Below are 13,602 nucleotides of genomic sequence, written 5' to 3'. Positions count from 1 at the left end.
TGCAGGGGGGCGTTCGGGGGGCAACGGGTGCGCAGGCGTCGGTGGGTGGGCGTCCGGGGGCGGCGTCGGTGGGCGGTGTCAGTGGGTGGTGAAGACCGCCTCGCGGGCGTCGGCCAGAGCGCGTTGCAGCGCGCCGAGCAGGACGGGCGAGTCGGGCAGGGCGCTGCTGCGGACTTCGGGCCGGGCGATGGAGAGCCGGGCGAGCTCGTCCTCGACGAGCGCGCGCAGGCGTTCCCCGCCCGCGCTGGGCACCGCGCCGGAGAGGACCACCAGCTGGGGGTCGACGACGGCGACGATGACGGTCAGCCCGACGGCGAGCCGGCCGGCCAGCTCGGTGAGGAACGCGTCGCCGGCGCCCGGGGTCTCCAGGGCCTTGGCGATCGACTCCTCGGCGGTGGGTGCGCCGAGTCCGTGCTCGCGGGCGAGGGCGCGGACGGCGGGTGCGCCGACCAGGGCCTGGAACCCGCCGAACTTGCGGCGGCGCGCGTCCCACTCGACCGGTGAGCCGGGCACCGGCATGTAGCCGACCTCCCCGGCGCCGCCGGTGAATCCGCGGTGCAGCCGGCCGGCGATGACGATCGCGGCGCCGGTGCCCGCGCCGGCCCAGAGCAGGACGAAGTCCTCGGAGCCCCGGGCCGCGCCGGAGGCCTGTTCGGCGACGGCGGCGAGGTTCACGTCGTTCTCGATCGACACCGGCGCGCCGATCGCCGCGGAGAGCTCCTCGACCAGGTGCGGCGAGTGCCAGCCGGGCAGGTGGGAGGCGTAGCGCAGCTTGCCGGTGACGGGGTCGGGGGCGCCGCCGACGCCGATCGCGGCGGTGCGCAGGCAGTCCTCGGGGAGCCCGGCGGCCCGGACGGCGGCGGCGACGGCGGCGGCCACGGTGGCGACGGTCTCGGCGGCGGGCACGCCCTTGGTGGGCACGGTGTGCTCGGCGAGCGTGGTGCCGGTGATGTCGGCGACGGCGACCCGGATCCCGCTGTTGGTGACGTCGACGCCGGCGACGTGCGCGGCGGCCGGGTTCACCTGGTACAGCTGCGCGTTGGGGCCGGGGCCGCCGGCGGTGGTGCCGACCGGCAGGACCAGCCCGGCGGCCTCCAGCCGGGCCAGCAGCTGGGAGGCGGTGGGCTTGGAGAGGCCGGTCAGGGTGCCGATCTGGGTGCGGGAGAGCGGGCCGTTCGCCAGCAGCAGTTCGAGGGCGGCGCGGTCGTTGATGGCGCGCAGCAGGCTGGGGGTGCCGGCGAGGGGGGCCTTGGCCGTGGTCTTGGTCACCCGCGAATCCTCCTCTTCCGGCTGGTCGGGCGCGCTCCCGGGTGGCTCCCGCGGGGGCTTCGCGCGAACTGTTAGGAAACTTTCCAGTCGCTTGGGAAGGACCGTACGGTTCCCGTCAGCGGGGTGTCAATGGCCCGCGGGCCGGAGGATGCCGAAGCGTTACCGGACAGCACGGAGCCCCGCCCCACCGCCGGGGAACGCGTGCGGTGGAACGGGGCTCGGGGCTCCGGTCCGGCCGTCGGAGGCCGGGGGCGTGCCGCTAGTCGCCGGACTTCGGCATCGGTATCGCCTCGGCCGCCTTGAACCGGGCCGAGTTCGGATCGCTGAGCGCCGACGGCGGGGCCGGCTCGGAGGCCGGCGCGATCACCACACCGGTGGCCGGGGGTACTGCGGCGGCGGCCGCTGCGGCCGCTGCGGCCGCCGTCGGGGTCTCCTCCTTGACCTTGATCCCGGCCTGGTCGAAGGCGGTCTTGAGGCGCTGGCGCAGCGCCCGGGAGACCACCGACGACTTGCCCGGCGCCGTGCGGGCCTCGATCCGGACCATCACCGAGTCCGCCGCGACCGACTCCAGGCCGAGGATCGACACCGGCGCCCAGATCAGCTCGTCGTACGGAGCCTCCTTGGACAGCGACTCGGCGGCCTCCCGGATCAGGTCCTCGACCCGCAGCAGGTCCTCCTTGTACCCGACCTGGACGTCCACCGAGGCCGTCGACCAGCCCTGGCTCATGTTGGCGATCCGCTTGACCTCGCCGTTGCGGATGTACCAGATCTCGCCGTTCGCGCCGCGCAGCTTGGTCACCCGCAGGCCGACCTCCAGGACCGTGCCGGTGGCCACCCCGGTGTCGATCTCGTCGCCGACGCCGTACTGGTCCTCCATGATCATGAAGACCCCGGAGAGGAAGTCCGTCACCAGGTTGCGCGCGCCGAAACCGATCGCCACACCGGCCACACCGGCGCTCGCCAGCAGCGGGGCCAGGTTCACGCCCAGCGCGGACAGCACCATCAGCGCGGCCGTGCCCAGGATCGTGAACGAGGCCACGCTGCGCAGCACCGAGCCGATCGCCTCCGAGCGCTGCTGGCGCCGCTCCGGGTTCACCACCCCGGTGTTCGCCAGCAGCCCGCCGAGCCGGCTCTCCTCCTGGTGCTCGTGGGAGCGCGCCATCCTGGCTATCAACTGGGTGATCAGCTTGCGCACCACGGCCCGCAGCACCAGGGCCAGCAGCACGATGAAGACGATCCGCACCCCGCCGGCCAGCCAGCCCTGCCAGTGCGTGTCGAACCAGCTGGCGGCCTGCTTGGTGGTGTCGCTGACCTCCTGCGCGCTGGTCGGGATTCTCAGGTCCAGCTGCGGCAGCTGCGGCGCGGTCGGGCTGGGGGCCGGCGTCGGGGTGGTGAGCGTCGAGGACGCGTCGGCGGGGCCGGTGGCGCCGGAGCGGAACACGTGCGGGACCTTCCTGCAGGGGGCGTGGCGGGCCCGCGCCGCGGCACGCGGCCCGCGGACCGTCCGGCTTAGCCTAGCCGCCACCGGGCACCCGCCCCGACACGCCGGAGGGCGTACCGGACGGCCCGGACGCCCCGTCAACGCCCCGGTGCGCTCCCCCGGCCGCCGGGGCCCGGGGCTGCTCCGACCGGCCGAGTCGTCCTCCGGGAGGGCTCCCGGGGGCACCCCGGCGGCACCCGGGTGCAACCCGACCCTCCCCAGGGCATACCGGCTATGACAGAGACCACACCCGCAGTTCCGGTCAGGTCCGTTACACAGGAGTGGTGGCGCCGTACGAAGGCGTAAGGCGACACTGGGGGAGATCACACACCAGTTGTGCGATCCAACCGCTCGTCCCGGCGCGAGCCACGCGCCGCAGGCGTCCAAGGAGGCATCCGTGCCGCATGTCCTGGTCCTCAACGCGTCCTACGAGCCACTCGGCGTCGTATCGATGCGCCGCGCACTCATCCTGGTCCTCAACCACAAGGCGGTCAGCCTGGAGGACACGGGAGTCACTCTGCACAGCGCCACCAGCGCCCTCCCGGCGCCGTCCGTCGTCCGTCTGACCCGTTTCGTCCGGGTCCCGTTCTGCGGGCCCGTCCCGCTCACCCGCCGGGCGCTGTTCGCCCGCGACCACGGCCGCTGCGTCTACTGCGGGGCCGCCGCCACCAGCGTCGACCACGTCATCCCGCGCAGCCGGGGCGGCCAGCACCGGTGGGACAACGTGGTGGCGGCCTGCCGCCGCTGCAACCACACCAAGGCCGACCGCCACCTCACCGAACTCGGCTGGCGGATGAAACGCCAGCCCGCCCCGCCCAGCGGACTCGCCTGGCGGATCATCGGCACGGGCATCAAGGACCCGCGCTGGCGGCCCTACCTGGAGCCGTACGGCGGAGCCGACCAACTGCGCGCCCCGCAGTGGGGCGAGTACGAACACCTCGACCATACCGAGCCCGGCCACACCGTCCCGCTCGGCCGGGCGCACGCCGCCCACCCCGCCCCGGTCCGCCGCGGCGAGCAGCCCGAGCCGCTCTCCGCCTGATCCCGTTCCACAAGGGCTTGCCCGTCACACCGTCGGTACGCCTCATGGGCCGCCGCGCCCCCCACCGGGGAGCGCGGCGGCCCGCCGCGTTGCGGGCGGCCGGGCGCGGTGCCGGGCGGAGGGGCCCGACCCTACGGCTTCGGCGCCGTCGTACCGCTCGGGGTGGCCGCCGGCGGTGCGGCCGGGGCGCTGGGGGTCGTCGTCGGGGTCGGGGTCGGCGCGGGGGTGGCCGGGGTGCCGCCCGGCTGGACCGGCGGTGTGACCGGCGGCTGCGGCTGCCCGGGCGTGGTGACGGCGTACAGCTCGACGCCCCACAGCGAGTAGCCGTACTTGGTGGCCCGCGAGACGCCCTGCATGCGCACGAACCGGGCGCCGGGCGCGTCGAACCGCACGGTCTCGTCGCCGCCCTTGCCGTTGTCCACCGTCGCCGCGTCCGTCCAGGTGCTGCCGTCCGCCGAGACCTGGATCTTGTACGAGGAGGCGTACGCGGACTGCCAGTGCAGCACCGCCGCGCCCAGCCTGGTCGCCTGCGGCAGCTCCAGCTGCACCCAGGCGTCGTCCTTGGCCGGCGAGGACCAGCGGGTCTTCGGGTCGCCGTCGACGACCGACGCGACCGGGAAGTCCGCCGTCTCGTCGCCCGAGGAGGTGGCCTTGGCGCCGCGCGCCAGGTCGGCACCGCCGGTGGGCGGCACCACGTGCACCTGGAGCACCTGCTTGACGGTGGTCGTGCCGGCCACGAACTGCACCGGCACCTGGTACGTCCCGGACGGCGTGCCCGGGGCGGCGCTGACCAGCAGCGGCACGCCCACCCGGCCGCCGCGGGGCACGGTGACCCCGCCCGCGGGGGCCACGGTGAGGCCCTTGGCGGCGGCCGGCACCTCGGTGCGCAGCTCGCCGCTGGTGCCCTCGGGCCGGCCGGCCTCGACGGTGGCCCGGGCCTGGGCGGGGGCGGCCGCGCCGGTCACCACGTCCACGGACGGGTCGGTCAGGCTGAGCCGGGCCGCCGGGACGTCGGCGTACCAGGGGATGACCTGGTTGACGACCGGCGGGTCGCCGCCCGGCTTCCAGGTGAGCCGGAACGCGTCGGCGAGCTGCCCGCCGGCCTGCAGCTCGTTGTAGCCGGGCTGCACGGTGCCGATGTCGGCCCAGGTGCCGTCCTGGCGGCGCACCGCGACGGTGGCGGTGGCGTGCACGTTCGGGTCGGTGAGCACGGTGAGCCGGTCGAGCGGCCGGGCCGAGCCCAGTTCGACGGTGAGCGGCTCGTCCTGCGCGGTCGGTGCCTTGGCCGCGCGGTACGCGGTGTCCGGGTTGCCGTCCAGGACGGCGGCCGCGGAGGAACCGGGCAGCGCGGCGGGGCCGCCGGTCACGCTGGTGGGCGCGTCCTCGGGCGCGGTGACGGTGAACTCGCGGACGGCGACGGCGGTCTTCTGCGCCGCGGTGGCGCGCAGCCGCACGGCCCGGACGACGGCGCCGGCCGGCAGCTGGGCGCTGACGGTCTTCTGGTTCCGGACGACGGCGAGCTGCTTCCAGCCGCCCTCGCCGGTGGAGTACTCCAGCACGCCGTCGCGGATGTAGTCGTCGACGGCGGTCCGGCCGTCCTGCCCGCTGCCCCAGGAGCCCATCAGCACGGTGACGCTGCCGACCGGGCGGCCGCCGCCCAGGTCGACGCCGACCGCGTCGCCGGGCTGCGGGGGAGCGGAGCTCCAGTAGAAGGTGTCGGCCACGCCGTCGGTCATCAGCGCGGGCAGGTGGTCGTGCGCGGTGCCCATGGTGCTGGTGGGGGTGACCCCGCCGCCGACCACGCCGGCCCAGTTGTCGGCGGCCCGGACGGCCCGGTCCAGGAACGGGTCGAGCACGCCCGCACCGATCGTCGCCGGGCTCTGCGCGAGCAGTTCGCGCCGCTGGTTGAGCTGGACCCGGGCCTTCCAGGCGGCGGCCCCGTCGCCGCCGCGCTGGGCCAGCAGCATGTCCAGGGCGGCCTGTCCGGCCAGCCCGTAGTCGTGCAGCGGGGCGAGCCAGGGCGCGGCCTCGGCGGCCAGCTGGGCGGTGGCCTCGGTGCCGGAGAGGGTCTGCTGGGCGGTGGCCATCGCGGTGAAGGCGTCCCGCACCGGCGCGGCGGCCTCTATCAGCTTGGCGAGGTCGGGGGCGGCGCCCGAGGTGGGCTCGGCGGCGGCCCAGAACCGGTCGAGCAGCGGCGTCAGGTAGCCGGACTCCTGCTTGGACAGCGGCGAGGAGGAGCTGTTGCCGGCCAGCGCGGTGACGGCGGACAGCGCCGTCCCGACGGGCGTGGCGCTGGTGCCGTTCGGCCCGGCCAGCGAGCGCACCGCGGCCTGCCAGGACTCCTCCGGCTTGTACCCGGTCGGGTTCCAGGCGAAGTCCCCGGCGGTGGCGAGGGCTATCCGGGAGGCGACGGGCTGCTGCATCGCGCCGGTCAGCATCACCGCGGAGCGGGTGGCCACCTCCGGCTCGCGGCCGGTGTAGGCGCCGAGGAAGAGCCGGTCCGGGTTGGCGTCGTTGACCGGGTAGTTGTCCATGGTGACCAGCGGGTGGCCGTACAGGTCGCCGGTCTCGGCGGCCTGGGCGCCGGTGATCTTCTCCGGGATGACGCCGACGCCGCTCCACGCCACCTGCACGCCGCCCGGCAGCGCCGCGGCCAGCGCCTTGCGGTACGGCGTGGCGCCCTGCTTGTGGTACTCGGTGGGCACCACGGACAGCGGGGCCAGCCCCGGGTTCCGCGCGATCAGCCGGTCGTTCACCTTGGCCACCAGGGCGGCCTGGGCCTTGGCGGCCGCGGCCGGCCCGGTGCCGTAGGCGGAGCGGTCGTCGTCGCAGTGCCACTCGTCGTAGCTGACGTCCAGGAACTGCAGCTGGAAGGCGGTGAAGCCGAGCTTGCGCAGCCCGTCCAGCTTGGCGACCAGCGCGTCGACGTCCTTGCCGGAGCTGAAGCAGAGCGACTGCCCCGGGTCGATGGCGTAGCCGAGGGTGACGTGGTTCTGGCGGGCCCGGAAGCCCAGTTCGCGCAGCTCGTCGGCGCGGGCGGCGGGGTAGGGGTCGCGCCAGCGGGAGAGCCGGAACGGGTCGTCGCCGGGCGCGTAGAGGTAGAAGTTCTGCTTGGAGCGGCCGAGGAAGTCGACCTGGTCGAGGCGCTGCTGGGCCGTCCACGGGCTGCCGTAGAAGGCTTCCGCGGTGCCGCGCACCGGCGCGCCGGTCGGCCAGTCCCGCAGCGTGATCCCGGGCAGGCCGAGCCCGGCGGCGCCGGCCGCCTGCCCCTGCCCGGCCGGGACGGCGGCGAGCAGCTGGCGCAGGCTCTGCGCCGCGTAGAAGGTGCCGGTGGCGTCGGCGCCGGCGAGCACGACCACGCCGTAGGTGCCGCCGCCCTGGGCGGGCAGCTGACCGGCCGACAGCACGTAGCCGCCGGTGGGCATCCCCGTGGTCGAGGGCACGGCGGTGCCGGCCGCGGCGGCCAGGTCGTGCAGCACCCCGTCCACCGCGCCGTCGGCGTCCTCGGCGGCGCCGCCGACGTACACCACCAGCGATCCGGCGGCCGGCGTGCCGGCGTCGGCCTGCGAGGTCACGGTCGTCGCGCCGGCGACGCCCAGCACCTCCCGGACGGCGTCGACGGCGCCGCGGTCCGCCTTGGGCGCGGTCACCAGCGCCACCGTGTCGGGGACGGCGACGGCCTTGCCGGCCACCGTCTGCTCCTGCGGGCGAGGGAACACCTGCGGGTTCGTCATGCTCCCCAGCGGGGTCTGCGGCGCGGTGCTGACCACGTCCGGCCCCGGCACCGCCGCGTACGCCGCCGACGGCACCGGCCCGGCGAGCATCCCGCCGAACACCGCCGCGGCCGCGACCCCCGCCGCGATCTGCATGGTCCGGCGCCCCGGCCGGCCCGCCGCGCGCCCGGCCCGTTCGGCCCGCACCGAGGCCAGCAGCGGCTCGGTGCCCTTGAGGTCGGCGATCAGCCGGTCCGCGGTCTTCGGGGCCAGTTGACGGCACGTCCGGGCCGTGGCCCGCCGCGCGGCCAGGGCCGCCGGGTGGTGGAGCACCTCGCGCAGTGCCGGGGCCTGCTCCAACTGCTGCCGCAGCCGCCGCCCGGCCGCAACGGAAACTCGGGCTTGCACAGGAGCCTCCTCGCCAGGCCTGGACCACGTCGCCGCAACCCCACCAGCTGGCCAACCCGGTGTCAACGTCGCCGACGGCTATGACGGGTTTGTCCTGATTGGAGAATTCGGTGAAGCCCTCGCGCGCACCTCGTGCCGGTCGCCCGTTCCGCCTCCCCACTCGTGTCGCACAGGGTGGTCGGGGCGTCACGCGGGTAGGACTGTGGTCGTCCTGACCAGGCGTTGCCGAGACATCGCAGGAGCCGCGAGTGGCCGCTTATCTCGACCGTGACGGAGCCGACGGGCTGAAGGTGCCGGCGCAGGACGCGCCCCCACCACCGGCCGAACTGGTGGCACTGGCGCAGGCGTACGGGGTGGACACCCGGCACCCGGGGCCGGGCGGGTTGACCGTGGGGGCGCGGACGCTGGTCGCGGTGCTGGCGGCCCTGGGGGTGGCGGCCGGCACTCCGGAGCAGGTCCACGAGGCGCTGGAGCGTCACCGCACCGCCCAGCGGGCCCGGTTGCTGCCGCCGTGCGTCGTGGTGCGGGCCGGCCGGCGCACCGCCCTGGACGTGCCCGCCGACGCCCGGCTGCACGTCGAACTGGAGGACGGCGGCGTCTGGGAACTGCCGCGCGGACACGCGCACTGGCTGCCCGCCGACCTCCCGCTCGGGCGGCATACCCTGAAGGCCCGGACGGGCAAGGGCGAGGCCGAGGCCGCGCTGATCGTCGCCCCCGAACGGCTGCCCGCGCTCCCCGGCCGCGGCTGGGGCTTCCTCGCCCAGCTGTACTCCGTCCTCTCCGACCGCTCCTGGGGCATGGGCGACCTCGGCGACCTCGCCGAACTCGCCCAGTGGGCGGGCGCCGGCCTCGGCGCCGCCTTCGTCCAGATCAACCCGCTGCACCAGGCCCTGCCCACCGCCCCCGCCGACCCCTCGCCCTACCGGCCCTCCTCCCGCCGCTTCGCCGACCCGGTGCACCTGCGCGTCGAGGCGCTCCCCGAGTACGGGTACCTGACGGCCGGCCAGCGCGCCGAGGCGGAGGAGCTCGGCCGCCGCGCCGCCCGGCTGCGCGACGAGGTGCTGGTGCACGACGGCCTGATCGACCGGGACGCCGTCTGGGCGCTCAAGCGCGAGGCCCTCGAACTGCTGCACGAGGTGCCGCGCGGGGCCGGCCGCCAGGCCGCCTACGAGGCGTACCAGCGCCGCGAGGGCGAGTGGCTGCGCCGGCACGCGCTGTGGAACGCGCTCGCCGAGGAGCACGGCGCCGACTGGCACGGCTGGCCGAAGGGGCTGCGGCACCCGGACGGCCCGCAGGTCGAGCGGGCCGCCAAGGAGCTGGCCGAGCGCGTCGAGTTCCACCGCTGGCTCGCCTGGCAGGTCGACCAGCAGCTCGACACCGCCCAGCGGGCCGCACGGCAGGCCGGCATGCCGGTGGGCCTGATCCACGACCTGGCCGTCGGCGTCCACCCGGACGGCGCCGACGCCTGGGCGCTCCAGGACGTGCTGGCCGGCGGCATCTCGGTCGGCGCCCCGCCGGACGCCTTCAACGCCCACGGCCAGGACTGGGGCCTGCCGCCCTGGCGCCCGGACGCGCTGGCCGCCGCCGGCTACGCCCCGTACGCGGAACTGCTGCGCGCCGCGGCCCGGCACGCCGGGGCGATCCGGATCGACCACGTGATGGGCCTGTTCCGGCTCTGGTGGGTGCCGGACGGGCACCCGCCGACCGAGGGCGCCTACGTCCGCTACGACGCGGAGGCGATGCTCGGGGTGCTGGCCCTGGAGGCGCACCGGGCCGGGACGGCGGTGATCGGCGAGGACCTCGGCACGGTGGAGCCGGGCGTGCGCGAGGAGCTCGCGTCGCGCGGGATCCTCGGCACGTCGGTGCTCTGGTTCGAACGGGACTGGCAGGCGGCCGGCGAGGTCCTCGCCCCGGACCGCTGGCGCCCCGGCTGCCTGGCCACCCTCACCACCCACGACCTGCCGAGCACCGCGGCCCGGCTCTCCGGCGAGCACGTCGAGCTGCGCCACCGGCTCGGCCTGCTGGCCCGCCCGCTCGGCGAGGAACAGCAGGAGGCGGCCGCCGAGCTGGCGGACTGGCGCGCGGTGCTGACCGGCCGGGGGCTGCTCGCACCGGGCGAGCCGCTGTCGATGCCGGCGCTGTACCGCTTCCTGCGCGCCACCCCGGCGGAGCTGATCGGGGTCTGGCTGCCGGACCTCGTCGGCGACCCGCGCCCGCAGAACCTGCCCGGCACCTGGGACCAGTACCCGAACTGGCGCCTGCCGGTCGCGGACGGCGCGGGCGGCCCGGTCACCCTCGACCGCCTGGCCGCCACCCCCGCCGCCCGCCTGCTCGCCCACCTGCTGGCCCCGCCCAGCCCCCACCCCACCGTCTGACCCCCCGCGCCCCCGGGCCCCACCCCGGGGCCGCCCCACCCCCACCCGCCCCGCGCACCCCCCGCCCCCCGGAGGGCCGACCTCGTCGAACCTGGTCCTCTCCGGTGCCCCCCTCCCCGCCGCCCGCAGGGCCACCCCCGCCGTCAGCCGCCCCCGCGCACCCCCACCCCCCGGAGGGCCGACCCCGACGCGCGGAGGCGCATAAGCGGCGGGTAAGTTGGAAACGTGGACAAGAGGAACGCTTTGCGAGCCGGCGCGGTCTCCGCAACGGTCACGCTCATGATGCTGCTGTCGTCGCCCGCCATGGCCTACACCCGGGACGACGGTGACGACCCGGGTGCCGGCCTGAGCATCGGCCAGACCATCGGTCTGTACGTGCTGCTCCCGATCGCCGCCTTCGTGATCATCGCCGCGCTCGCCGGCATGCCGTACGGCAAGGCCAAGAAGAAGTAACCCACCGCGTCCACCAGGACCGCACGACGCCCGAGGGGGCGCCGGACACCGTCCGGCGCCCCCTCGGGCGTTCCTGTGCGTCCGCGGATCAGCGCCCGCCGGCCGCCGTGTCGACGGCCTGCGCCTTGAGCGCGCGCTCGATCCCGGCCCGGGCCTCGACGACCTGGCGCCGCAGGGCGGGCGCCGGCTCGGCCGAGGCCAGCCACGCGTCGGTCGCGTCCAGGGTGTCCTGGGTGACCTGCAGCGCCGGGTAGAGCCCGCCGATGATCCGCTGCGAGATCTCGTGACTGCGGGTCTCCCAGACCTCCTTGACGGCCGCGAAGTACTTGGCCGCGTACGGGGCGACCAGTTCGCGCTGGTCGGCCTGGTGGAAGCCGGCGATGACGGCCTCCTGCACGTAGTTGGTGAGGGTGTCCGACTCGACGACGGCGGCCCAGGCCTCGGCCTTGGCCTCGGCGGTGGGACGGGCGGCGCGGCAGGTGGCGGCGTGCTCCTGGCCGGCCGCGGTGTTGTCGCGCTCCAGCTCCTCCGCGATCCGGGCCTCGTCGGCGAGCCCGGTGGCGGCGAGCCGGGTGAGCAGGGTCCACCGCAGCTCGGTGTCGACGGCCAGGCCCTTGATCTCGACGGTGCCGTCCAGGAGGCCGGTGAGCAGGGCGAGCTGCCCCTCGGTGCGGGCGACGGAGGCGAGGGTGCGGGCCCAGGCGAGCTGGTGGTCGCTGCCGGGCTCGGCGGCGCGCAGGTGCTCCTCGGCGGCGGCGGCCCAGCGGGCGGTGCCCTCCTCGCGCCACTGCGGGTCGGCGTACGCGTCGAGGGCGAGCTTGACCTGCCGCTGCACGGACTGCACGACGCCGATGTCGCTCTCCCGGCCGATGCCGGAGAGGGCGAGCGCGAGGTAGTCGCGGGCGGCGAGCTCGCCGTCGCGGGTCATGTCCCAGGCGGAGGCCCAGCACAGCGCGCGCGGCAGGGAGTCGGTGAAGCCGCCGAGGTGCTCCGTGACGACGGCGAGGGAGTCCTCGTCGAGCCGGATCTTGGCGTAGGAGAGGTCGTCGTCGTTCAGCAGGACGACGGCCGGGCGGTGCCGCCCGACGAGCTCGGGCACCTCGGTGCGCGGGCCGTCGACGTCGAGCTCGACGCGGTCGGTGCGCACCAGCGCACCGTCGGCGAGCTCGTACAGGCCGATGGCGATGCGGTGCGGCCGCAGCACGGCCTCGCCCTTGGCACCGGCGGGCAGCGCGGGCGCCTCCTGGAGGACGGCGAAGGACTCGATCTCGCCGTCGGTGTTCAGCGTGATCGAGGGCCGCAGCACGTTGATGCCGGCGGTCTCCAGCCAGGCCGCGGACCAGGTCCGCAGGTCGCGGCCGCTGGCCTCCTCGAGGGCGCCGAGCAGGTCGGGGAGGCGGGTGTTGCCCCAGGCGTGGCGCTTGAAGTACGCCTGGACGCCCTGGAAGAAGGCGTCCTGGCCGACGTAGGCGACCAGCTGCTTGAGCACCGAGGCGCCCTTGGCGTAGGTGATGCCGTCGAAGTTGACCTGGACGTCCTCCAGGTCGTTGATGTCGGCCATGATCGGGTGGGTGGACGGCAGCTGGTCCTGCCGGTACGCCCAGGTCTTCATCTGGTTGGCGAAGGTGGTCCAGGAGTGCGGCCACTGGGAGCCGGGCGCCTCGGCCTGGCAGACGGCCTCGGCGTAGGTGGCGAAGGACTCGTTGAGCCAGAGGTCGTTCCACCACTCCATGGTGACGAGGTTGCCGAACCACATGTGGGCGAGCTCGTGCAGGATCGTCGCGGCGCGGGCCTCGTACGCGGCGTCGGTCACCTTGGACCGGAACACGTACTGGTCGCGGAAGGTGACGGCGCCCGCGTTCTCCATCGCGCCGGCGTTGAACTCCGGGACGAAGAGCTGGTCGTACTTCGCGAACGGGTAGGGGAAGTCGAACTTCTCCTGGAAGTAGTCGAAGCCCTGGCGGGTGACCGCGAAGATGGCGTCGGCGTCGAGGAACTCGCGCAGCGACGGGCGGCAGTAGACGCCGAGCGGCACCTTCTGGTCGCCGTTCTCGTAGCTGTCGAAGACGCCGACGTACGGGCCCGCGATCAGCGCGGTGATGTAGCTGGAGATGCGGCCGGTGGGCTCGAAGCTCCAGACCCGGGTGTCGCCGTCGCCGACCGGGGTGGGGGTGGGCGAGTTGGAGACCACGACCCAGCCGGCGGGGGCGGTCACGGTGAAGGTGAACGCGGCCTTCAGGTCGGGCTGCTCGAAGTTGGCGAAGACGCGGCGGGCGTCCGGCACCTCGAACTGGGTGTACAGGTAGGTCTCGCCGTCGACCGGGTCGACGAACCGGTGCAGGCCCTCGCCGGTGTTGGTGTAGGCGCAGGTGGCGACGACGCGCAGCTCGTTCTCGGCCGCCAGGTCGGGCAGCGGGATCCGGCTGTCGGCGAAGCTCGCCGGATCGAGCTGCGCGCCGTTGAGGGTGATCTCCTCGACGCCGGGGGCGACGAGGTCGATGAACGTGTCCGCGCCGGGGGTCGTGGCGGAGAACCGGACCACGGTGGTGGACCGGAAGGTGCCTCCTTCGCGGGCCGAGCTCAGGTCGAGCTCGATGTCGTACGCGTCCACGTGGAGGAGGTCGGCCCGGGTGCGGGCCTCCTCGCGGGTCAGGTTGGTGCCGGGCACTCGCTGCACTCCTTCGTCAGGCTGATGGTGCGAATCCTCCCACGGCCCGGCGGGCGGGCCCCCGGAAAAGCGCGAGCGGGGGGGGGGCGGGGGGGGCGGGCCCGCCCCCCCCCCCCCCGGGGCCCCCGGGGGCGCCCCCCCCGGGGGCCCGGCCCCCGGGGGGGGGGGGCCGCGCCCCGGGGGCCGCGCGCCGG

At 75.5% G+C, this 13,602-nt stretch carries 7 protein-coding genes; 3 read left to right on the top strand and 4 right to left on the bottom strand.

Going from position 1 to position 13,602, the window contains the following annotated elements:
- Nucleotides 1-78 precede the first annotated feature (78 nt).
- A complete protein-coding gene (locus tag ACIA8Q_RS26755) occupies nt 79-1,269 on the bottom strand; it encodes an ROK family transcriptional regulator (RefSeq protein WP_360215853.1) in 1,191 nt (396 codons plus the stop codon).
- Between the two features lie 259 nt (nt 1,270-1,528).
- Entirely contained in the window at nt 1,529-2,710 is a 1,182-nt protein-coding gene (locus tag ACIA8Q_RS26750) for a mechanosensitive ion channel family protein (RefSeq protein WP_360215850.1), read from the bottom strand.
- Nucleotides 2,711-3,146: 436 nt separating this feature from the next.
- On the opposite strand from ACIA8Q_RS26750, the gene ACIA8Q_RS26745 reads away from it, so the two are divergent.
- The gene (locus ACIA8Q_RS26745; RefSeq protein WP_360215847.1) at nt 3,147-3,791 is read left to right on the top strand and encodes an HNH endonuclease; all 645 of its coding nucleotides are present in this window, start codon (nt 3,147-3,149) and stop codon (nt 3,789-3,791) included.
- 131 nt (nt 3,792-3,922) lie between these two features.
- Here the strand turns inward: ACIA8Q_RS26745 and ACIA8Q_RS26740 are convergent, their stop codons facing one another.
- A complete protein-coding gene (locus ACIA8Q_RS26740) occupies nt 3,923-7,912 on the bottom strand; it encodes a beta-N-acetylglucosaminidase domain-containing protein (protein WP_396317781.1) in 3,990 nt (1,329 codons plus the stop codon).
- A gap of 290 nt (nt 7,913-8,202) precedes the next feature.
- On the opposite strand from ACIA8Q_RS26740, the gene malQ reads away from it, so the two are divergent.
- Nucleotides 8,203-10,287, top strand: coding sequence for a 4-alpha-glucanotransferase (malQ, locus tag ACIA8Q_RS26735; RefSeq protein WP_360215936.1), 2,085 nt, complete (start codon nt 8,203-8,205; stop codon nt 10,285-10,287).
- Nucleotides 10,288-10,566: 279 nt separating this feature from the next.
- The gene (locus ACIA8Q_RS26730; RefSeq protein WP_360215841.1) at nt 10,567-10,740 is read left to right on the top strand and encodes a hypothetical protein; all 174 of its coding nucleotides are present in this window, start codon (nt 10,567-10,569) and stop codon (nt 10,738-10,740) included.
- 88 nt (nt 10,741-10,828) lie between these two features.
- Here the strand turns inward: ACIA8Q_RS26730 and pepN are convergent, their stop codons facing one another.
- Complete coding sequence (pepN, locus tag ACIA8Q_RS26725) at nt 10,829-13,408, bottom strand: aminopeptidase N (protein WP_360215838.1); 2,580 nt, start codon at nt 13,406-13,408, stop codon at nt 10,829-10,831.
- Nucleotides 13,409-13,602 lie beyond the last annotated feature (194 nt).

It is taken from the genome of Kitasatospora sp. NPDC051705 (genome assembly GCF_044453265.1).
GTDB lineage: Bacteria > Actinomycetota > Actinomycetes > Streptomycetales > Streptomycetaceae > Kitasatospora.
Note: the sequence above shows the minus strand (reverse complement) of the source record. Positions and strands in the feature narration are given on the sequence as shown.